General features: G+C 73.2%; 20 protein-coding genes and 1 riboswitch. Of the genes, 12 read left to right on the top strand and 8 right to left on the bottom strand.

Going from position 1 to position 19,311, the window contains the following annotated elements:
* Nucleotides 1–46 precede the first annotated feature (46 nt).
* The 4 genes from ACFY7C_RS15005 to ACFY7C_RS15020 form a co-directional block, all read right to left on the bottom strand.
* Nucleotides 47–1,555, bottom strand: coding sequence for a cobyric acid synthase (locus ACFY7C_RS15005; protein ID WP_389649233.1), 1,509 nt, complete (start codon nt 1,553–1,555; stop codon nt 47–49).
* Entirely contained in the window at nt 1,552–2,526 is a 975-nt protein-coding gene (locus tag ACFY7C_RS15010) for a cobalamin biosynthesis protein (protein WP_389649235.1), read from the bottom strand. The genes ACFY7C_RS15005 and ACFY7C_RS15010 overlap by 4 nt, the downstream gene beginning before the upstream one ends.
* 34 nt (nt 2,527–2,560) lie before the next feature.
* Nucleotides 2,561–2,694: riboswitch (cobalamin riboswitch) on the bottom strand.
* A gap of 127 nt (nt 2,695–2,821) precedes the next feature.
* Nucleotides 2,822–3,043, bottom strand: coding sequence for a hypothetical protein (locus ACFY7C_RS15015; protein ID WP_327377098.1), 222 nt, complete (start codon nt 3,041–3,043; stop codon nt 2,822–2,824).
* Between the two features lie 25 nt (nt 3,044–3,068).
* Nucleotides 3,069–4,331 carry an anion permease gene (locus tag ACFY7C_RS15020; protein ID WP_389649238.1) on the bottom strand — a complete coding sequence of 421 codons (1,263 nt, stop codon included), beginning with the start codon at nt 4,329–4,331 and terminating at the stop codon, nt 3,069–3,071.
* A 340-nt stretch (nt 4,332–4,671) separates the two neighbouring features.
* Here ACFY7C_RS15020 and ACFY7C_RS15025 point away from each other — a divergent pair, with 340 nt between their 5' ends.
* Nucleotides 4,672–5,799 carry an alpha/beta hydrolase gene (locus ACFY7C_RS15025; protein ID WP_389649241.1) on the top strand — a complete coding sequence of 376 codons (1,128 nt, stop codon included), beginning with the start codon at nt 4,672–4,674 and terminating at the stop codon, nt 5,797–5,799.
* A gap of 132 nt (nt 5,800–5,931) precedes the next feature.
* The gene (locus tag ACFY7C_RS15030) at nt 5,932–7,314 is read left to right on the top strand and encodes a hypothetical protein (protein WP_389649244.1); all 1,383 of its coding nucleotides are present in this window, start codon (nt 5,932–5,934) and stop codon (nt 7,312–7,314) included.
* 46 nt (nt 7,315–7,360) lie between these two features.
* Here ACFY7C_RS15030 and ACFY7C_RS15035 read toward each other — a convergent pair whose 3' ends face one another.
* Nucleotides 7,361–7,768: a VOC family protein gene (locus tag ACFY7C_RS15035; RefSeq protein WP_389649247.1), complete on the bottom strand. Its 408-nt coding sequence runs from the start codon at nt 7,766–7,768 to the stop codon at nt 7,361–7,363.
* A gap of 67 nt (nt 7,769–7,835) precedes the next feature.
* The gene (locus ACFY7C_RS15040; RefSeq protein WP_389649250.1) at nt 7,836–8,726 is read right to left on the bottom strand and encodes a neutral zinc metallopeptidase; all 891 of its coding nucleotides are present in this window, start codon (nt 8,724–8,726) and stop codon (nt 7,836–7,838) included.
* Nucleotides 8,727–8,965: 239 nt separating this feature from the next.
* Here ACFY7C_RS15040 and ACFY7C_RS15045 point away from each other — a divergent pair, with 239 nt between their 5' ends.
* From ACFY7C_RS15045 to ACFY7C_RS15055, 3 genes are all read left to right on the top strand, one after another.
* On the top strand, nt 8,966–10,564 hold the full coding sequence (locus tag ACFY7C_RS15045; protein WP_389649253.1) for an ABC-F family ATP-binding cassette domain-containing protein: 1,599 nt from the start codon (nt 8,966–8,968) through the stop codon (nt 10,562–10,564).
* A 342-nt stretch (nt 10,565–10,906) separates the two neighbouring features.
* Nucleotides 10,907–11,128 carry a helix-turn-helix domain-containing protein gene (locus ACFY7C_RS15050; RefSeq protein ID WP_006123601.1) on the top strand — a complete coding sequence of 74 codons (222 nt, stop codon included), beginning with the start codon at nt 10,907–10,909 and terminating at the stop codon, nt 11,126–11,128.
* Nucleotides 11,129–11,257: 129 nt separating this feature from the next.
* Nucleotides 11,258–12,091 carry an enoyl-CoA hydratase/isomerase family protein gene (locus ACFY7C_RS15055; protein ID WP_389649256.1) on the top strand — a complete coding sequence of 278 codons (834 nt, stop codon included), beginning with the start codon at nt 11,258–11,260 and terminating at the stop codon, nt 12,089–12,091.
* Between the two features lie 72 nt (nt 12,092–12,163).
* Here the strand turns inward: ACFY7C_RS15055 and ACFY7C_RS15060 are convergent, their stop codons facing one another.
* Nucleotides 12,164–12,811, bottom strand: coding sequence for a hypothetical protein (locus ACFY7C_RS15060; RefSeq protein ID WP_389649259.1), 648 nt, complete (start codon nt 12,809–12,811; stop codon nt 12,164–12,166).
* A gap of 93 nt (nt 12,812–12,904) precedes the next feature.
* On the opposite strand from ACFY7C_RS15060, the gene ACFY7C_RS15065 reads away from it, so the two are divergent.
* From ACFY7C_RS15065 to amaP, 5 genes are read left to right on the top strand one after another with little or no spacing between them, the layout of a single operon-like run.
* A complete protein-coding gene (locus ACFY7C_RS15065) occupies nt 12,905–13,360 on the top strand; it encodes an Asp23/Gls24 family envelope stress response protein (protein WP_389649262.1) in 456 nt (151 codons plus the stop codon).
* A gap of 29 nt (nt 13,361–13,389) precedes the next feature.
* Nucleotides 13,390–13,578, top strand: a complete 189-nt coding sequence (locus ACFY7C_RS15070) for a hypothetical protein (protein WP_389649265.1) — start codon at nt 13,390–13,392, stop codon at nt 13,576–13,578.
* Nucleotides 13,579–13,593: 15 nt separating this feature from the next.
* The gene (locus tag ACFY7C_RS15075; protein WP_389649546.1) at nt 13,594–13,944 is read left to right on the top strand and encodes an Asp23/Gls24 family envelope stress response protein; all 351 of its coding nucleotides are present in this window, start codon (nt 13,594–13,596) and stop codon (nt 13,942–13,944) included.
* Nucleotides 13,941–14,546, top strand: coding sequence for a DUF6286 domain-containing protein (locus ACFY7C_RS15080; protein ID WP_389649268.1), 606 nt, complete (start codon nt 13,941–13,943; stop codon nt 14,544–14,546). The genes ACFY7C_RS15075 and ACFY7C_RS15080 overlap by 4 nt, the downstream gene beginning before the upstream one ends.
* Before the next feature lie 4 nt (nt 14,547–14,550).
* Nucleotides 14,551–15,138, top strand: coding sequence for an alkaline shock response membrane anchor protein AmaP (amaP, locus tag ACFY7C_RS15085; RefSeq protein ID WP_389649270.1), 588 nt, complete (start codon nt 14,551–14,553; stop codon nt 15,136–15,138).
* Between the two features lie 39 nt (nt 15,139–15,177).
* Here amaP and ACFY7C_RS15090 read toward each other — a convergent pair whose 3' ends face one another.
* Complete coding sequence (locus tag ACFY7C_RS15090) at nt 15,178–15,933, bottom strand: SDR family oxidoreductase (protein ID WP_389649273.1); 756 nt, start codon at nt 15,931–15,933, stop codon at nt 15,178–15,180.
* Nucleotides 15,934–15,992: 59 nt separating this feature from the next.
* On the opposite strand from ACFY7C_RS15090, the gene ACFY7C_RS15095 reads away from it, so the two are divergent.
* Nucleotides 15,993–16,721, top strand: a complete 729-nt coding sequence (locus ACFY7C_RS15095) for a DUF6333 family protein (protein ID WP_389649275.1) — start codon at nt 15,993–15,995, stop codon at nt 16,719–16,721.
* Nucleotides 16,722–16,888: 167 nt separating this feature from the next.
* On the top strand, nt 16,889–19,297 hold the full coding sequence (locus tag ACFY7C_RS15100) for an LAETG motif-containing sortase-dependent surface protein (RefSeq protein ID WP_389649278.1): 2,409 nt from the start codon (nt 16,889–16,891) through the stop codon (nt 19,295–19,297).
* The last annotated feature ends 14 nt before the right edge of the window (nt 19,298–19,311 follow it).

The following is a 19,311-nucleotide window of genomic DNA, read 5'->3' on the forward strand; positions in this document are numbered from 1 at the left end:
CTTCGCTGACAATGCACGGACCGCGCCGCACGGCGCGGCCGCCCCCTCACGGCGCACCCGGCGGCACGAACGGCAGCCCCTGCGGCGCGCCCTTCTCGATCAGCCGCAGCAGCGCGTCCGTGTCCGCGTGTTCCTCGATCAGGTCGCCGAGGCGGTCGAGCTGCTCCTCGCGCAGCGCGCCGAACGAGGTGTCCGGGGCCGGGACGAAGCGGCGGCCCGCGGCCGCCGCGACCTCCCGCAGGAACGCCCGCCGGAAGCCGTCGGACTCCAGGGAGCCGTGCCAGTGGGTCCCCCACACCGCGCCGACGCGGCAGCCGTCGAGGAACGGCTCACCGCCCAGCATCTCGGCCACGCCGTGGTGGATCTCGTAGCCCTCGACCCGCTCGCCGAGCGCCTCGCCGACCGGTCGGGCCAGCGTCTTCCCGGGCGCGAACCGCACCCGTACGGGCAGCAGGCCGAGCCCGTCGACCGTGCCGGCCCTGGACTCGACCTCGTCGTCGATGCGCTCGCCGAGCGCCTGGAAGCCGCCGCAGATGCCGAGCACGGGACGGCCCTCGGCGGCGCGCCGGGCCAGGGCGTCGGCGAGACCCCGCTCGCGCAGCCAGGCCAGCGCCTTCACCGTGCCCCGGGTGCCGGGGACGACGACGAGGTCGGCGTCGACGAGCTCCTCGGGGCGGTCGACGAACCGCACCACGACCCCCGGCTCGGCGGCGAGCGCGTCCACGTCGGTGAAGTTGGACATCAGCGGTACGGCGCACACGGCGACCCGCAGCACGTCCGCGCCGAGCGGCGGCGCCACGACGGACTCGCGCACCGCGCCCCGCAGCGAGACCCGCAGGCCGTCCTCCTCGTCGATGCCGAGCCCGTGCGCGTACGGCAGGACGCCGAACGTACGGCGGCCGGTCAGGTCGTGCAGCATGTCGAGGCCCGGCTCGAGGAGGGTCACGTCGCCCCGGAACTTGTTCACCAGATAGCCGGCGACCAGCGCCTGGTCCTCGGGCGCGAGCAGCGCCGTCGTCCCGAAGAACTGGGCGAAGACCCCGCCCCGGTCGATGTCGCCGACCACGACCACGGGCAGCTTCGCCGCCCGTGCGATGCCCATGTTCACGATGTCCGTGCGCCGCAGGTTGATCTCGGCCGGACTGCCGGCGCCTTCGCAGATCACCGCGTCGTACGTGCTCCGCAGCTCCTCCAGGCAGGCGAGGACCGGCTCGAACAGCTCCTTCTGCCGCCCGCCGTGGTAGCCGCGGGCGCTGAGCTCGCCGATCGGCCTGCCCATGAGCACGACCTGGCTGGAGCGGTCGCTGCCCGGCTTGAGGAGCACCGGGTTCATCAGGGCGGTCGGCTCGACCCGCGCGGCCTGTGCCTGCATGGCCTGTGCCCGCCCGATCTCGGCACCCTCCCTCGTGACGAAGGAGTTCAGGGACATGTTCTGGCCCTTGAACGGCGCCACCTTCATGCCCTGCCGGACCAGCCACCGGCAGATGCCGGCCGTGACGACGCTCTTGCCCGCGTCGGACGTGGTCCCGGCGACGAGCAGCCCCCCGCCCCTCATGCGTACCTCCGCTTCACCGCGTTCGTCAGGATCCGGCCGCCCACGCAGGCGGCCAGGGTCAGCCAGGTCACCCGGCGGGACAGCCGTACCGCCCGGTCGATGTCGGCCACCTCGACGGCCCGCCCCTCCCCGTTGAGCACGGGCCGGTGCTCGACCCGTCCGCCGTACGACAGGGTGCCGCCGAGCCGTACGCCCAGCGCACCCGCGAAGGAGGCCTCCACCGGGCCCGCGTTGGGGCTCGGGTGCTTCCCGGCGTCGGCCCGCCAGGCCCTCAGCGCGCCGCGGGGGTTCCCGCCCGCCACGCCGGCGAGCACGGCGGTGAGCCGGGCGCCCGGCCAGCCGGCGAGGTCGTCGAGGCGGGCCGAGGCCCAGCCGAAGCGCCGGTAGCGGGGGGACTTGTGGCCGACCATCGCGTCCAGGGTGTTCACCGCCCGGAAGCCGAGCAGGCCGGGCACGCCCGCGACCGCCCCCCAGAAGAGGGCGCCCACGACGGCGTCCGAGGTGTTCTCGGCGACCGACTCGACGACCGCGCGGGCCATCGCGGGCCCGTCCAGGGACTGGGGGTCGCGGCCGCACAGATGGGGCAGCCGCTCGCGGGCCACCTCCAGGTCGCCGGCGGCGAGCGCGCCGCCGATCGCGCGGGCCTCGCGGCCCAGGGTCGTACCGCCGACGACGGCCCACACGGAGGCGGCGGTCAGGGCGACGGAGGCGGCGTGGTGGCCGCGTACCGTACGGGCGGCGAGGGCGCCGAGCGCCACGGTGGTGCCGGCGCAGACGGCGGTGTGCAGGGCGCCGCGTCCGCGGTGGTCGCGGTGCAGGCGCTGCTCGACCGCGGCGGCGGCCCGGCCGAAGGCGGCGACGGGGTGGCCGCGGCGGGGGTCGCCGAGGAGCAGATCGACGGCGAGGCCGGCGGCCGCTCCGTAGGCGTAGACACGGGTGGTGCCGGGAAGTCTGGGGCGGCGGCCGGGCATGGCGCTGTGTCCTCACTCAGGGTCCGCGCCCTGGATCGACGTGACCGGCGGCGAGAGTTCCTGACTCCCGGCCCCGCGGGGCCGGTCACAGTGGCGGGACCGCGCCGGAATCGCACCGGGCTTCCTCTCCATTGCCGCCGTACTGGCCTCGGCAGTCCACCACGCTCCGCGAACAGCCGTCAACTCACCCTTGACCTGCGGCGGGTCACTGTGCGAAGCACCACAAACACGGCGGCCGGGCGGCCCGCACACGAGGTGCGGACCGCCCGGCCGTCAGGTCGTCCGGTTCGCCGGGTCAGGCGACGATCAGATAGATGCCGTACGCCACGGCGGCGGCGCACAGGGCGAAGCAGGCGTAGGCGCCGGTGCGGGCCAGGGCGGCGGAGCCTCCCTGGGCGGCGGCCTGCTCCTGCTTGGAGAGGCCGACGATGCCGAGGGTGAACAGGCCCACGAGGGCGACGGTCGCCACGAGGCTGACTCCGAAGACGGAGCCGAGAGCTGCCCAGTCGATCTTCATGCGGTTGCTTCCTTGTTCCTCTTGCTCAGACCGCGGCCGGGGCCGGGGGAGCGGTCGGGTCCGCCGTGCCCGGCGCGGGGATGGTGGCCTTGAGGTCCTCGTCCGTGACGGCGGCGACGGAGCCGGCCGGCGGCGGGGTGACGGCCGCGATGGCGGTGGTGACGACGCCCGCGGGCTCGGTGTCGGTCTCGACGTCGTTGACGTTGGTGTGGTCGACCACCTGGCGGCGGGAGATCAGCCAGATCGCGAGGCAGGAGGCGGCCAGGAAGGTCGCGACGGTGTAGACGCCCCAGTCGCCCTGGCGGGCCACGTACTCGGCACCGGCTCCGACCAGACCGGCGGCCGGCAGGGTCAGGCCCCAGGCGACGAACATCCGGGTGGCGGTCGACCAGCGGACGACACCGCCCTTGCGGCCCAGGCCCGCGCCCATGACGGCGCCGGAGCAGGAGTGCGTGGTCGAGAGGGAGAAGCCCAGGTTGGAGGAGGCCAGGATGACCGTGGCCGCGCTGGTCTGGGCGGCGAAGCCCTGCTGCGGCTGGAGGTCGGTGAGGCCCTTGCCCATGGTGCGGATGATGCGCCAGCCGCCGAGGTAGGTGCCGAGCGCGATCGCCACACCGGCGGAGACGATGACCCAGACCGGCGGGTTGGAGCCGGGGGCGATGGTGCCGCCGGCGACCAGGGCGAGGGTGATGATGCCCATGGTCTTCTGCGCGTCGTTGGTGCCGTGGGCGAGGGAGACGAGACCGGCGGAGGCGATCTGGCCGGCCCGGTAGCCCTTCGCGGTCGTCTTGGCGTCCGCGTTCCGGTCGAGGCGGTACGTCAGGCGGGCGGCCAGCATCGCGGCCAGGCCGGCGACCAGCGGGGCGGCGATCGCGGGCAGGAGCACCTTGGTGACGACGACGCCGCCGTTGACACCGCTGACGCCGATGGAGGCGACGGTCGCGCCGATGAGGCCGCCCATCAGGGCGTGGGAGGAGCTGGAGGGCAGTCCGACCAGCCAGGTCACCAGATTCCACAGGATCGCGCCGACGAGCGCGGCCAGGATGACTTCGGGCTGGATGCCTTCCTCGTTGACCAGTCCCTTGGAGATCGTGTTGGCGACCTCCACCGACAGGAACGCGCCGACCAGGTTCAGCACGGCGGACATGGCCACCGCCGTCTTGGGCTTGAGAGCACCGGTCGAGATGGTCGTCGCCATCGCGTTGGCGGTGTCGTGGAAACCGTTCGTGAAATCGAACACGAGAGCTGTCACGACCACAATCGCGAGCAGCAGCGTGATGTGTTCCATTTACCCAGGCAATCGTTTGACGTCAGTGGCTAGCCGAACGTAGGCAACCTGGGTGAACGGAAGGTGAACTGGGTCGGGCGGCGTGGTGTCCCGAACCGGTGTCGGCAGATTCCGTTTCCGCCCTTCGCGACCCCCCTGTCCACGATGCGGTCACCCTGCGACCCCGGGTAATCCGTGCGATTCCGGTACGGAGCCGACCTGTGCCGCTTCCCCCGCTCTCATCCCGTATCGCCCCGTGGACGACGTCAGCCGCACGGAGGACCCCGTCGGGGAGACCCACATCACTCGAAGGAAGGGCCGCCCGGTGGCACGGCGGGGCCCGGCTGCGGACACTGGGAGCGTGCGCCCGGCTACAGCGACGGCAGCGGCCGTCACCACAGTGATCGGTCTCGGCGCGGCCGCGGTGGCGGCCGGCCGGTACGCCAGCGACGCCGCCCTCGGGGTGCCGTCCGGACGGCCCTTCCCCGGAGACCCCAGACTCACCGTGCACGCCACGGGCCCCGGTCGGATCACCCTCACCCGCAGCCTCGCCTCCCTGCGCCCGGGCACGTACGGCATCGAGGCCGACGGCCTGCACGCCGTCGTCGGCCCCGTCCTCGACCGGGTCCCGCACACCGCCGACACGGTGGTGCGCCGGCTCGAGCGCGTCGAGCTCGGTGCCCTCGCCCCCGGCGACCGCGTCCGCCTCACCCCCCAGCTGCACCGCGGCACCCCCGAGACCGCCCTCGGCCTGCCCTACGAGGAGGTCGAGATCCCCGGCGAGCTCGGCGGCCTGCCCGCCTGGGTCGTCCCCGGCGCGCGCGCCACCTGGGTGATCGCCCTGCACGGCCTCGGCACCACCCGCGAGCACCCGCTCAACCTGCTCCCCTTCTTCCACCGCCGGCAGATCCCCGTCCTCGTCCCCGCCTACCGGGGCGACCTCGGCGCGCCCGACGCGCCCGACGGGCTCGGACACCTCGGCGACTCCGAGTGGCGCGACGTCGACGCCGCCGTCCGCTACGCCGTCCGCCGCGGCGCCGCGAACGTCGTCCTGCACGGCTGGGGCACCGGCGCCGCCATGGCCCTGCACGCCGCGGCGAGCTCCGGGATGCGCGACCGGATCCGCGGCCTCGTCCTCGACTCCCCGGTCCTCGACTGGGAGGCCACCCTGCGCAACCTGGCCTCCGCCCGCCGCGTCCCCGGCCCGCTCCTGCCGCTCGCCGTGCGTGCGGCCCAGGGCAGGACCGGCCTGCACGGCGACCGCCTCCAGGAGGCGGCCGACCCCCGCGCCCTGCGCGTCCCGACCCTCGTCCTGCACGGCCCCGACGACACCCTCGCCCCCTGGGACCGCTCCCGGCGCCTCGCCGAGCTCCGCCCCGACCTGGTCACCCTCACCACGGTCCGCGAGGCCCCGCACGCCGCCATGTGGAACGCCGACCCGCTCGCCTACGAAGAGGCCCTCCGCCGCTTCCTCACCCCCCTCGTCTGACGGCGTCCGCCCGGCCGGGCCGGGCGGTGCGCGGGGGCCGGACGGGGCCCCGCCGCGGCGAAGGCGAGGGCGCCGACGCGGCGTTGCGGATTCCGATTGGGCTTTCGGGCCGTCAGCGGGAAGACTGCCTCCGTGACGTCTCGAAAGCCCGATGAACCATTGGCGCGCAACTCCAGACTCCGACTCGTCCGTCCGCGGTCCCTCGCCACCGCGCGCAGGGCCGTGACGAACCGGCGCACCCGCCCGGCGCCGCGGCCGCCCGAGGGGACGCCACCCCGGGCGGAACTGGCCCGGCAGGCCCGGGCGGTCCTGGCCGACGCCGTGCGGATCGCGCGGTGGGCCGCCGTCGAGCGGCAGGCCGAGACGGCACCCCCCGACGGGGAACGTGCCTCCGCCGCACTGGACCTGACCCCCGCACAGGTCAAGGCCGGCTGGGACCGGGCCCGGCTCGCCGGGCTCGTCGAACTGCACGGCGACACCGCCCGCCCCGGCTGGCGGCTCCAGGCCTGGGACCGGGACGACTCCGCGGTGCTGCGCGGCTGGGTCGCCCTCTTCGACGCCTGGTCACTGACGCACCCCGCCCCCGAGGACGTGGTGCCGGGCGCCGTCGCCGAGGTCGTCGAGGCCGTGCCCCAGGTCCTCTCCCTGCTCCAGCTCTCCGCCGGACCCGTCGCCGTGGCCGGCCTGCTCGACCTGCTGCGGCAGCGCGTCGCCGAACTCCGCGAGGAGCGCTGCGAGGTCCCGGCCCCCGGCGCCGCCGTCGAGACGCCGCCCGCCGCCGAAGGCCTGCCCGCCCTGCTCGACTGGGCGCTGAAGGGTCTCGCGGCCGTCGGCGCCCTGACGCTCGGCGAGGGCGCGGACGGCGGTCACGCCACCCTCACCCCGCTCGGCAACTGGGCGGTGTGGGTCAAGCTGGAGCAGATCTGCGTCGCCGCCCAGAGCCCGGCCGGCAACATCGAGCAGTCCGCCGAGGACATGCTCCGCGGCTGCGCCCGGCTCAGCCCGGGACCGGCCCGGGACGAGTACCGCGCCTGGCTCGCCGCCCGCACCCTCTCCAGCGCCGTCGCCGAGCTGCTCGCCGTCGCCCGCGGCGAGGACGCCCTGCTGCGCGGCCTCGCCTTCGAGGCCCTCCGCGTCGTCGGCGCCCCGGCCGAGCCCGAGGTCAGGGCCGCCCTCACGGAACCCTCGCTCCGGCCGTACGCCCTGCTCTGGCTCGCCGAGTACGAGGGCGCCGACCCGGACGACGCCCCCGAGGTGCTCACCCGCGAGGAGGCCACCTGGCTGTGGGTGGACACCGCGGCGGCCGTCGCCGACCACGGCGAGAGCGCCCTGCTGGTGCGCCACCTCGACTCGGCCGTCCAGGGCACCGTCCCCGCCCTGCTCGACGAGGTCCGGGCCGTCGGCCACCCCCGCACCGTCCAGGTCCTGGTCGCCCTCGCCGCCGCCCACCCCGACCCGGCCCTGGCCAAGGCGGTCCGCAGGGCAGCCTTCCAGGTCCACACGGGCGGCGCCTGACGGGCGGGCCGGAGGCCGGGGCCGGGCGCCCCGGCCGAGACACCCCCTAACCGGCGGTCGCCGCGCCGGGGGCGTAGGTCCCGAAGCTCCAGACGTTGCCCTCGGCGTCCCGGGCCATGTAGTCCCGGGAGCCGTAGTCCTGGTCCGTCGGCGGCATCAGGATCTCGACGCCGTGCGCCACGGCCCGGGCATGGTGTTCGTCCACGTCGGTCACGTGGACGAACACCCCGGCCGGGCCCGCGCCGGTCATCAGCTTGTCGAACTCGCTGCCCGTGCCCTTGCTGCCGAGCATCACCGTCCCGTTCCCGTAGGACAGCTCGGCGTGCACCACGCTGCCGTCCTCCCCCTCGTACACGGCGTCCGCGGTGAATCCGAACGCCTCCGTGAGCAGCCTGATCGCGCCCTTCGCGTCGTCGTACGTCAGCGTCGGACAGATGTCGGGTGCCTCAGCCATCCCGATCACTTCCTCTCGATGTGACCTGCGTCTCAGTCTGGCAGCCGCCACCGACAACGCACGCGACTCACCGGAAGGTGTCGCAGCGCGCCATGTCGCCCGTGGTGTAGCCCGTCCGGAACCACTGCTGCCGCTGCGCCGCCGAGCCGTGCGTCCAGTTCTCCGGGGTCACCCGGCCCTGGAAGCGCTCCTGGATCCGGTCGTCGCCCACCGCCGCGGCCGCGTCCAGACCGTCGCGGACGTCCTGGTCCGTGAGTCGGGTGAGCAGCGGCCGGCCGGTTTTGTCGTCGGGCGTGGTCGTCGCGTGCCGCGCCCACACGCCCGCGTAGCAGTCGGCCTGCAGCTCCACGCGCACGGCGTTGGAGTCCGCCCCGGTCCGGCCGTCCTGGGCGCGGGCCAGCGTGCCCATGAGGTTCTGCACATGGTGGCCGTACTCGTGCGCCACCACGTAGGCCTGCGCGAAGGGCCCGCCGGTCGAGCCGAACTTCGTGCGCAGCTCGTCGAAGAAGCCGAGGTCCAGATAGACCTGCCGGTCGCCAGGGCAGTAGAACGGGCCGACGGCCGAGCTCGCCGTGCCGCAGGCGGTGGGGACCCGCTCGCTGAACATCACGGTCGACGCGGCCCCGTACCGCCCTCCGCGCCGCTGGTACTCCGCCCGCCAGAAGTCCTGCACGCTGTTGACGACGGCCACGATCCGGCAGTCCTCGCGGGTGTTGGCGTCCGAGCCCTTCCGGCAGGTCCGGTCCACCTGGGCCGCCGACGAGGAGGTCGCGACCGGTTCGTCGCCGCCGGAGGAGAGGCCCAGCTGGTCGGGGCCCACCCCGAAGAGCAGGCCCAGGATCAGGGCGATGACACCGACGATCCCGCCGCCGACGGTGGCTCTGCCGCCGGGGACGCGGCTGCCCCGGACGTCCTTGACCTCCGAGGTGTCCAGGTTGGCGTCGTCGTCGAACTGCATGGCCACCGCCCTCCGCGTTTCTGCCGAGTATCGGAGAGACCGACGACTTCCACCCCTTTTGCAGGCGTTCGTGGGGACTGTGGGGAATCTCGCGAAATGCCCTGCCTGTGATCTGTGGCCTAAAAGCAGTTGCAGGGGGCCGTTAGACTGGCCGCATGGCCATTCTCCCCGTGCATTAGCGGCGTCGAAGCCCCGTCCAGCCGTCCTTCCGCCGTTTCCCACCGCCCTGGAGTCTGTCCGTGATCACCGCTTCCGGCATCGAGCTGCGCGCCGGCGCCCGCGTCCTCATCGAGTCCGCTTCCTTCCGCGTCGCCAAGGGTGACCGCATCGGCCTCGTCGGCCGTAACGGAGCGGGCAAGACCACGCTGACCAAGTGCCTCGCCGGCGAGGGCCAGCCCGCCGGCGGCACCATCACCCGCTCCGGCGAGGTCGGCTACCTCCCGCAGGACCCGCGCACCGGCGACCTCGACGTCCTCGCCCGCGACCGCATCCTGTCCGCCCGCGGCCTCGACCTCCTCATCCGCAAGATGCGGCAGAACGAGGAGCGCATCGCCACCGGCAGCGGCGCCACCCGGGAGAAGGCCCTGCGGCAGTACGAGCGCCAGGAGACCGAGTTCCTCACCAAGGGCGGGTACGCGGCCGAGGCCGAGGCCTCCACCATCGCCGCCGCCCTCGGACTGCCCGACCGGGTCCTCGCCCAGCCGCTGCACACCCTCTCCGGCGGTCAGCGCCGCCGCATCGAGCTCGCGCGGATCCTCTTCTCGGACGCCGACACCCTGCTGCTCGACGAGCCCACCAACCACCTCGACGCCGACTCGATCATCTGGCTGCGTGACTACCTCAAGTCCTACCGCGGCGGCTTCATCGTGATCTCCCACGACGTCGACCTGGTCGAGACCGTCGTCAACAAGGTCTTCTACCTGGACGCCAACCGCTCCACGATCGACGTCTACAACATGGGCTGGAAGCTCTACCAGCAGCAGCGCGAGGCGGACGAGAAGCGCCGCAGGCGCGAGCGCCAGAACGCCGAGAAGAAGGCCGCCGCCCTCAACTCCCAGGCCGACAAGATGCGCGCCAAGGCGACCAAGACCGTCGCCGCGCAGAACATGGCCAAGCGCGCCGAGCGGCTGCTCTCCGGCCTGGACGCCGTGCGGGTCTCCGACAAGGTCGCCAAGCTGCGCTTCCCCGAGCCCGCGCCCTGCGGCAAGACTCCGCTCACGGCGGAGGGTCTGTCCAAGTCCTACGGTTCCCTCGAAATCTTCACCGACGTGAACCTGGCCATCGACAAGGGCTCGCGCGTCGTCATCCTCGGCCTCAACGGCGCCGGCAAGACCACCCTGCTCCGGCTCCTCGGCGGGGTCGAGCAGCCCGACACCGGCGAGGTCACCCCCGGCCACGGCCTCAAGCTCGGCTACTACGCGCAGGAGCACGAGACCCTGGACCCCGAGCGCACGGTCCTGGAGAACATGCGCTCCGCCGCGCCCGACCTCGACCTCGTCGAGGTCCGCAAGGTGCTCGGCTCCTTCCTGTTCTCCGGCGACGACGTCGACAAGCCGGCCGGCGTGCTCTCCGGCGGCGAGAAGACCCGGCTCGCGCTCGCGACCCTGGTCGTCTCCTCGGCGAACGTGCTGCTCCTGGACGAGCCGACCAACAACCTGGACCCGGCCAGCCGCGAGGAGATCCTCGGCGCGCTGCGCACCTACAAGGGCGCGGTCGTGCTCGTCACCCACGACGAGGGCGCCGTCGAGGCGCTCGACCCGGAGCGGATCATCCTGCTCCCGGACGGTGTGGAGGACCTGTGGGGCGCGGACTACGCGGACCTGGTGGCCCTGGCCTGACCGTACGGGCCCGGTTGGATCATGCCGGGCTGAATCATTCGGCTCATGGGTGATCCTTCATCTGAGTGAGTGCGTCTCATACCCCCCGGCGCGGCCTCTGCGGAATCCTTCCGTCAGGGGTCGCGCCGCTGCGGTTTCCGCGCGGCGGCGCTGACCTGGGGATTCCCGGTGCGGAGGGGAGTGGGAGGGGTTCCGGGGCACCCGGAATGATCAATTCCGGTCGTGGCGGCCGCTTCCCCGCGCGCCAAGCGAATGGCACGGACCTTGTCGAATGGGTGGCCAGGACGTCCGGGAGGGGTGATCATGAGAAGTCCAGAGCGCACTTCCCATGAGGAGGCACGGGTGGCCGAGACTCTGAAGAAGGGCAGCCGGGTGACCGGCGCCGCGCGCGACAAGCTCGCGGCAGACCTGAAGAAGAAGTACGACTCCGGTGCGAGCATCCGGGCGCTGGCCGAGGAAACCGGCCGCTCCTACGGATTCGTCCACCGGATGCTCAGCGAGTCCGGAGTCACGCTGCGCGGACGCGGCGGAGCGACACGGGGCAAGAAGGCGGCCTCGGCCTGACATCGGGGCGGCTCGATCGGGCCACCGGGTCTCCCGGTGGCCACCCGGTCGGCCGTGAGGTCGACCGGGTGGTTACTGTGCAGTCACTTAGCATCGGATGCAGTGCTGCACCGGAACCGGAGGCGCCCCATGACTTCGCTCCACGACTCTGAGCACGACGAGCGCGAGCGCAATGAGCACGAACAGCTCGTTCTCGACAAGGACGGTGTACGGCTCACCGTCGAGGACGCCGTTGCCACGGTGACCCTGACCAACCCGGCGAAGCGCAACGCCCAGTCTCCCGCTCTGTGGCGGGCGTTGACGGAAGCCGGCCGGTCACTGCCGGGCAGCGTGCGGATCGTGGTCCTGCGCGGTGAGGGCAAGTCCTTCTCCGCCGGCCTCGACCGACAGGCGTTCACGCCCGAGGGCTTCGACGGAGAGCCGTCCTTCCTCGACATGGCCCGGGGATCCGACGAGGACCTCGACGCGGTCATCGCCGAATACCAGGACGCGTTCACCTGGTGGCGCCGCAGCGACATCGTGTCGATCGCGGCCGTCCAGGGCCACGCCATCGGCGCCGGCTTCCAGCTCGCCCTCGCGTGCGACCTGCGGGTCGTCGCCGACGACGTGCAGTTCGCCATGCGCGAGACCAGCCTCGGGCTCGTGCCCGACCTCACCGGCACGCACCCGCTGGTCTCCCTCGTGGGTTACGCCCGCGCGCTCGAGATCTGCGCCACCGGGCGCTTCGTCCACGCGGACGAGGCCGAGCGGATCGGCCTCGCCAACCTCGCCGTGCCCGCGGCCGAGCTCGACAGCGCCGTACGCGACCTCGGCGCCGCCCTGCTCGCCGCGCCGCGCTCCGCCGTCATCGAGACCAAGGCCCTGCTCCAGGGCGTCGCCGGCCGCTCGTACGAGGACCAGCGGGTCGCCGAGCGGGCCGCGCAGGCGCGCCGGCTGCGGGACCTGGCGGGCCTGGGGGACTGAGCCTTTCCGCTTGTGCGGGCCGAGCCCGTGGGGACGCTCCGGGCCCCACGGGCATCTCCGTAGCCGGGTGGCTCACCGCAGCTCCGAGACCAGGACGGTGATCGGTCCGTCCGGAGCGGTGGGGGGCAGGGCCGCGCGGAGCGCGCGGGTGACGGTCAGCGGGGGGTGCTCCTTCGTCACCGCCACCTCGACGCGGAGTGCGGTCGCCGTACGGACGAGGGGCGCGCCGAAGGCGTCGGTCAGGGCGGCCACGCCCGGGACCGCGAGGGCCGCCAGGGCGGCGGGATCGTCGGGGGCGGGCGGGGAGGTTCGCCCGGGTGGGGGAGTGGGCGGCGGGGAATCCGGCGGCGCGTCGAGCAGGTCCGTGATCCGCAGGTTCACCTCCGCCACCGCCAGGCCCAGCGTGCCCTCCGCCGCGTCCAGGAGCGCGACCCGCAGCCGGCTCGCGAGCTGGGGGAGCGGGCGGCCCAGCACCGCCGCGAAATCCAGGGAGACCCGGAGCCTGCCGGGTGGGAGCCCGCCCGGGGGAACGGGGATTCCCCCGTCCGGAAAGGCCTCCGCGAGCCGGAAACGGGGGCGGCTCGGAACCACCCCGCGTACCCCCTGCGCTGCCGTCATCAGCAGCGCCTGTACTGCCTGCTCGGCGATCCACGCGCCGTCCGCCGCTTCCCCCAGCGGCAGCAGCCGGTCCGTCGTGCGCCACACCTCAGCCGTCGTCATTGCTCCAGCCTGCCGCATCCCCGGAGCAAACCCGGGCAACCGCCCTTAATGTGGGCAGACAAGGCTGAATCTTCATGGAAGGGACGAGTGACGATGGCTGACAGCGTGCACTCCGACCAGCAGAACCCGGTGACCAAGCGAGGCGGCGGAGATCCCGCCTCCCGGGGCCGGACCACCATCGCGGACGGAGTCGTCGAGAAGATCGCCGGCCTCGCCGCGCGCGACGTCGTCGGCGTCCACGCCATGGGCAGCGGGCTCTCCCGCACCCTCGGCGCCGTCCGCGACCGCGTCCCCGGCGGCGGCAGCGCGAAATCCGGCGCCACCCGCGGCGTCAAGGCCGAGGTCGGCGAGGTGCAGACCGCGCTCGACCTGGAGATCGTCGTCGACTACGGAGTCTCGATCGCCGATGTCGCCGGCTCCGTCCGGGAGAACGTCATCGCCGCCGTCGAGCGCATGACCGGCCTGGAGGTCGTCGAGGTCAACATCGCCGTCAGCGACGTCAAGCTGCCGGAGGAAGAGGAAGAAGAGCCGGAGTCCCGACTCCAGTAGCGGGTGACGTCACGACGAAAGGGCTCAGCATGAGCATGGCGGTGGTCGGCCTGGTGGCCGGCATGGCGCTCGGCTTCGCCGGGTACTTCGGCGGGTTCGGCGCGTTCCTCCTGGTCGCGGCGCTGGGAGCGGTCGGCTTCGTCGTCGGTCGCTTCCTCGACGGGGACCTGGAACCGGGCGACCTCTTCCGGGGTCGCGAGCGCGACCGGCGGCGGTGACCCGGGGTGGCGGAGCTGGTGAAGGACCGGGTGGGGGCCGCCGCCCGGGGAGCGACCACGATCGCCGACCGGGTCGTGGCGAAGATCGCCGCCCAGGCGGCCCGGGAGGCGCTGGACGCCGTCCCCGAGGGCGGCTCGCCGCCGCACGCCTCGGTGGTCGTCCATCGTGACGTCGCCCGCGTCTCGGTGAGTCTCGAACTCGACTACCCCTCCGACATCGGCCGCCAGTGCGGCGCCGTCCGGGGGCGGGTCCGCCACCGGGTCGAGGAACTCGCCGGCATCGAGGTCCACGAGGTCGCCGTGCACGTCGAACGACTGCACTCGGCCCGCACCGTGCACCACCGGAAACGGGGGCGACTGGCATGAGCGGCGCGACCGAGTCCGTACCCGTGCTGAGGGAGGACGAGCGGGAGGCAGCACCGAGGGCCGGACGCCGGTTCTGGGCCGTGCGGCGGATCCCCGCCGCCGTCCTCGCCGCCGTCGTCCTCGGCGGCGCCGGACTGCTCCTCTACGACATCGCGGCCGTCCGCGCCGAACGCAGCGCCATGGCCTGGCGCCGCTCCCTCGCCGACGACCTCGCCACCCGCACCCTCGACAACGCCTGGACGCTCGCCGGCGCGGCCCTCGCCGTGGTCCTCGGCGTCTGGCTCCTGGTGCTCGCGTTCACCCCCGGCCTGCGTGCCGTGCTCCCCATGCGCCACGAGCACCCCGACGTCCGCGCCGGACTCGACCGCGAGGCCGCGGGGCTCGCCCTGCGCGACCGCGCCATGGAGGTGTCCGGCGTCCAGTCCGTACGGGTCCGCATGGGGCGGTCCAAGGTGGCCGTGCGGGCCGTCTCCCACTTCCGGGAACTCGACGACGTCCGGCACGACCTGGAGTCCGTCCTCGCCGGCGGCATCGACGAACTCGGCCTCGCCCACCCGCCGGACCTGACGGTGCGGGTGGCCAGGACCGCCAGGAAGGGGTGACAGGATGACCCGCGTGCTCCGGCGCGTCAACCGGATCGTGCTGGCCCTCGCCGGCCTGCTGCTCCTCGTGGGCGGCGGGGCCGCGCTCGCCGCCGGCCTCGACCTGTCCGTACCGTCCTGGTGGCCCTGGTCGGGCCCCCACGACGTGCTGCTCAGCCGCTCCGAGCGGCAGCACTGGCGCGGCGAGGGCTGGTGGTGGCCGGTGGTCATCGCCGTGCTCGGGCTCGTCGTGCTGCTCGCGCTGTGGTGGCTGCTCGCCCAGTTCCGGCGGGCCCGCCTCGCCGAGGTCGTCGTCGACAGCGGCGACGGCGAGGAGGCCGTGCTGCGCGGCCGGGCCCTGGAGGCGGTCCTGGAGGCCGACGCGGCCGCCCAGGACGGCGTGGCCCGGGCCCGGGTCGCGCTCACCGGAAACCGTGCCGCGCCCCGCACCCGCGTCGCCCTGCTCCTGGAGCCCTACGCGTCCCCGGGCGAGGCCCTGACCGCGCTGTCCTCCGAGGCCCTCGGCAACGCCCGTACGTCCACGGGCCTCGGGGCCCTGCCCACCGAGGCCCGGCTGCGGGCGGTCAAGCACCGGGCCAGACGGGTCACCTGAGCGTCCCGCACCCCCGCGGGGTCGGAAACCGCCGCGGGGTCAGAAACCGCTGCGGGCACCGCCGTCCACCGGGAGCATCACCCCGGTGAGGTACGACGCGGCGGGGGACAGCAGGAACGCGGCGGCGCGGCCGAACTCGTCGGGGGTCCCGTAGCGGCGCAGCGGGATCGCCGCCTCGTTCGCCGCGCGCGTCGCGTCCGCGTCCCCGGACATCGCGTCGAGCGAGCGCACCCGGTCGGTGTCGATCCGGGCCGGCAGCAGGCCGACCACCCGGATGCCCCGCGGGCCCAGGTCGTTGGCCAGGGACTTGGCGAAACCGGCCAGACCCGGCCGCAGGCCGTTGGAGATGGTCAGCCCCGGGATCGGCTCGTGCACGGAGCCGGACAGCACGAAGCCGATGACGCCGCCCTCGGGCAGCGTCTCCGCCGCCGCGCGGGCCAGCCGGACCGCGCCAAGGAAGACGGTGTCGAAGGCGGCCGCCCACTGCTCGTCGGTGTTGTCGGCGCCGAAGCCCGGTGCCGGGCCGCCCACGCTGATGAGGATGCCGTCGAAGCCGCCGAACCGGGAGCGCGCCTGTGCGATCAGCCGGGCCGGGGTCTCCGGATCGGCGTTGTCGGCGGCGACGCCCGCCGCGCCCGGGCCGAGTTCGGCGGCCGCCTCGGCGACCGTCTTCTCCTCGCGCCCGGTGAGCAGCACCTTCGCGCCCTCCGCGAGCAGCGCCTCCGCCGAGGCCCGGCCGAGCCCCCGCGTCGCGCCGGTCACCACATACACACGGTCCTTAAGCCCAAGATCCATGGGCCGATTCTAGGTCGCCGCCCCCCGGGCGGGCCCCGGACGCCCGTACGGTGTGCGGCATGAGTGATCCCACCGACTACTGGACCTCGCCGCCGGACCGTACGGTGCACGGCGCGCTCGGCCGCTGTGACCTCACGATCCTCCAGCCCCCCTTCACCGTGGACGAGAAGGGCTTTCCGGACCATGACCCGGTGCGGGCGCGGGAGTTGGCGCTCTCCTTCGGGACGGTGGAGGAGGTGCTCGAGGAACTGGGACCCCGGGGGGCGATCGAGGCCCCGCCCTACCCGGCCGAGCGGGCCGACCTCGACATCGTCCTGGCCGGGGCGTGGGGGCACGTCCTCGGCATCAGCGACCTCGCGCTCGCCGACGACGGCAACGACGAGCCGCTGCTGTACGAGGCGCGGAAGCTGCGCGAGCGCTTCCCCGACGCGAGGATCCTCGGGCGGGTCTCGTTCGACCCGGGCGACACCCACACCGAGGACCTCGTGTGGCTGCCGGACGGCACCCTGTTCCACGCCTCCGGCTGGTCCGGCTCGGACCCCTGGGAGCTGACCGGCGATCCGTACGAGGTCGCCGCCGCGCTCGGGATCACCGGCCGGATGCTGGAGGACGCCGACCTCGACCTGGACGCGGAGCCCGAGGAGGTGGAGTGGGCCGACCTCGTCTCCCTGGCCCTGGGGGACGCCGACCCGTGGGCGCTGCCCCAGCCGAGGGTGAGCGCCTTCCGGGTGCGGCACACCGCGTCGTACACCCGGCGCATGGAGGAGCTGTTCCTTCCGGATGTGTGACAACTCCCCTGGGTCTTCGCCGAATTGACACGCCGCCTTAGGCATGACCCTGCCATCCGTGGGGGCGGCCAGGTCTAGGGTGAATCGGGGCGGCGCTCATGTCACGGGGGCTTCACGCGCCGCCCCTCACCCCCTCATGCCCCCCACCACGAGGGAAGGCACGTCACGTGAACAGGGCGATACGAACACCCCGGAGATGGCGACCGCTCGCGCGCCTCGCGGCCGCTCTCGGCCTGGCAGGCGCCATCACCCTCACCGGACTGCCCGGCGTCCCGGTCGAGGACAGCGCCGCCGTCCCCACCACGGCCCGGCTGAAGCCCGGTACCGGCAAGCGCTGCGACACCAAGCACCTGAACAAGGCGTACGACACCACGCCGGTCAACTCCGGCTTCCCCACGGCTCCCGGCACCAACTTCGACAAGTGGAGCGGGGACCCGAAGAACTTCAACTACCCGCTGCCGGGCAAGGCCTACGACGGGCTCAAGGCGCCGACCGAGGCCGAGAAGGCCAAGGCGCTCTCCAAGGTCCCCGGTGACCTGAGGAAGAACGTCGAGGCCTGGAAAGAGCAGGCGGCGAGGACGCGGGAGCCCGCCGACAAGGCGATGGAGATCTACGCCCGCTACCTGGAGAAGCAGCGCTCCCAGACCTTCGAGCGCTGGTTCGACAAGACCTACCTCCGCAACGAGATCAACCTCAACAAGGGAGCCGCCTTCGAGGCGCGGCTCGTCAGGGACTTCCGGCTGATCGGACCCGACTGGCTGTGCGAGGTCTACGTCGAGATCTTCGACGAGAACGGCAAGAAGGTCGCGACGCGCAAGTTCGACGCGTACAACCAGCGCACCAAGGAGTTCAACGAGTTCAAGTCGAACAGCACCCTGACCAAGAAGCAGCTCGGCGACGACCGGGTCATCGCCAGGTCGATGCCCGACCACACCTTCCGCTACGCCGGCGCCAAGAACTTCGACGCCAGGCAGCGCAAGCTCATCGACGACTTCAACCGTGACGTCGAGCAGATGCGCCCGGGCAAGAAGAACCAGGTCCGCGGCTTCCAGCGGCTGTACAACGCGATCCCGCAGACCACGCCCATCCGCGGATACTCCCGCTACGACACCTGGTTCGCGCCCGGCTGTCAGGGCGGACAGCCCCGGCTCGCGGCCGCGAGCGCCTGCGGCACCCGCGGCCCGCTCAACGACCGGATCAACGGATCCGGCCGCACCCCGAACGAGGCGAAGCAGATCCAGGCCGAGGCCCGCCGGCTCGACACCCGCGGCACCCTGCCGCGCGGCGGCCCGGGCGGCGTGGACTTCACCACCCTCGAACTGCGCTACGTCGGCGGCCTCGCCAAGGGCAAGGGCATGCAGTACTCGATGAAGGCCGACATGATGCCCGACCCGGACGAGAACCCGGGCTTCGGCGGCCAGGCGTCGATGCAGCTCGCCTCCGACGCGCTGTTCACCTGGCTGGCGCTCACCCCGGACAAGTTCTGGGTCAACCTGAACCCGGACGAGCCCCACCGCGTCATGGACGCCAAGTTCGCCTCCACCGACGCCGGCCGGGTGCTGCTCGAGGCCGACCTGCGGATGAAGCACGACTTCTACAAGGCCATGGACCCCAAGACCGACCTCGGCAAGCGCTACTGGGCGGCCCTGCCCAAGGAGAACGGCTACCCGTGCATGCCGGGCCTGCGGAACTGGATCGAGCCCAAGCCCGCCCAGGTCCGCGAACAGGACGGCGGCATCTACATCCTGGACGCCCCGCTGGCGCTGAAGTCCACCGCGCAGAAGACCGTCACCCAGGGACCGGGCGAGCCGATCTGCGACCCCGGCCCGGAGCAGATCAAGGCCGCGCAGAAGGTCGTCGACTCGATGATCGTCCCCGAGGTCGAGAAGATCATCAACACCGCCCCGCAGTACGCCGACCTGCGCCGCGTCTACACCTCCCGGGTCGCCGCCGAGTGGATCCGGCAGCAGGACGCCAAGAAGGAGAGCGACTTCCGTCCCATCATCGACAGCGGTGACGTGTCGAAGTGGCCGCTGCGCGCCCCGAACGAGAAGTGGGACAAGGACGAGCTCTTCCAGCGCTACCGGAAGATCTACATCGAGGGCGAGTTCACCTACGACATCGACACCGACCACGGTGTGACGGTGTACATCGTCGGTGGCGTCGACTTCTCCCGGCAGCCGAAGAAGAACATCAGCAAGGTCCGCTTCGACACCGAGAACCGCACGCTCGACACCACCACGCGGACCTCGATGCAGTCGGACGACACCTCCTACCGGGACACCGACATCCTCTACATCGGCGGTGACTCCTCCGGCGACACCGGCGGCGGCACCCCGACGCCGACGCCGCGGCCGACGACACCGAAGCCGACCGGGAAGCCCACCCCGACCGCCGAGCCGTCGCAGAGCCACACCCCGGCGCCCAGCGAGAGCCCCCGGCGTCCCGGCGGCGACCTCGCCGACACCGGATCCGACACGCCCGTCGGCACCATCGCCGGCGTGGCCGCCGCGGTGATCGCCGCCGGCGCGGGCCTGGTGTGGTGGATGCGCCGCCGCCGGTCCACCACCGGCTGATCCGCCACCCGCTC

The sequence above is a fragment of the Streptomyces sp. NPDC012769 genome (genome assembly GCF_042901205.1).
Classification (GTDB): domain Bacteria; phylum Actinomycetota; class Actinomycetes; order Streptomycetales; family Streptomycetaceae; genus Streptomyces.

Excerpts from the sequence above, each read along its gene's own strand:
- ACFY7C_RS15005 (WP_389649233.1), bottom strand. The coding sequence starts at position 1,555 with ATGAGGGGCGGGGGGCTGCTCGTCGCCGGGACCACGTCCGACGCGGGC.
- ACFY7C_RS15010 (WP_389649235.1), bottom strand. The coding sequence starts at position 2,526 with ATGCCCGGCCGCCGCCCCAGACTTCCCGGCACCACCCGTGTCTACGCC.
- ACFY7C_RS15015 (WP_327377098.1), bottom strand. The coding sequence starts at position 3,043 with ATGAAGATCGACTGGGCAGCTCTCGGCTCCGTCTTCGGAGTCAGCCTC.
- ACFY7C_RS15020 (WP_389649238.1), bottom strand. The coding sequence starts at position 4,331 with ATGGAACACATCACGCTGCTGCTCGCGATTGTGGTCGTGACAGCTCTC.
- ACFY7C_RS15035 (WP_389649247.1), bottom strand. The coding sequence starts at position 7,768 with ATGGCTGAGGCACCCGACATCTGTCCGACGCTGACGTACGACGACGCG.
- ACFY7C_RS15040 (WP_389649250.1), bottom strand. The coding sequence starts at position 8,726 with ATGCAGTTCGACGACGACGCCAACCTGGACACCTCGGAGGTCAAGGAC.
- ACFY7C_RS15055 (WP_389649256.1), top strand. The coding sequence starts at position 11,258 with ATGACTTCGCTCCACGACTCTGAGCACGACGAGCGCGAGCGCAATGAG.
- ACFY7C_RS15060 (WP_389649259.1), bottom strand. The coding sequence starts at position 12,811 with ATGACGACGGCTGAGGTGTGGCGCACGACGGACCGGCTGCTGCCGCTG.
- ACFY7C_RS15065 (WP_389649262.1), top strand. The coding sequence starts at position 12,905 with ATGGCTGACAGCGTGCACTCCGACCAGCAGAACCCGGTGACCAAGCGA.
- ACFY7C_RS15070 (WP_389649265.1), top strand. The coding sequence starts at position 13,390 with ATGAGCATGGCGGTGGTCGGCCTGGTGGCCGGCATGGCGCTCGGCTTC.
- ACFY7C_RS15080 (WP_389649268.1), top strand. The coding sequence starts at position 13,941 with ATGAGCGGCGCGACCGAGTCCGTACCCGTGCTGAGGGAGGACGAGCGG.
- amaP (WP_389649270.1), top strand. The coding sequence starts at position 14,551 with ATGACCCGCGTGCTCCGGCGCGTCAACCGGATCGTGCTGGCCCTCGCC.
- ACFY7C_RS15090 (WP_389649273.1), bottom strand. The coding sequence starts at position 15,933 with ATGGATCTTGGGCTTAAGGACCGTGTGTATGTGGTGACCGGCGCGACG.
- ACFY7C_RS15095 (WP_389649275.1), top strand. The coding sequence starts at position 15,993 with ATGAGTGATCCCACCGACTACTGGACCTCGCCGCCGGACCGTACGGTG.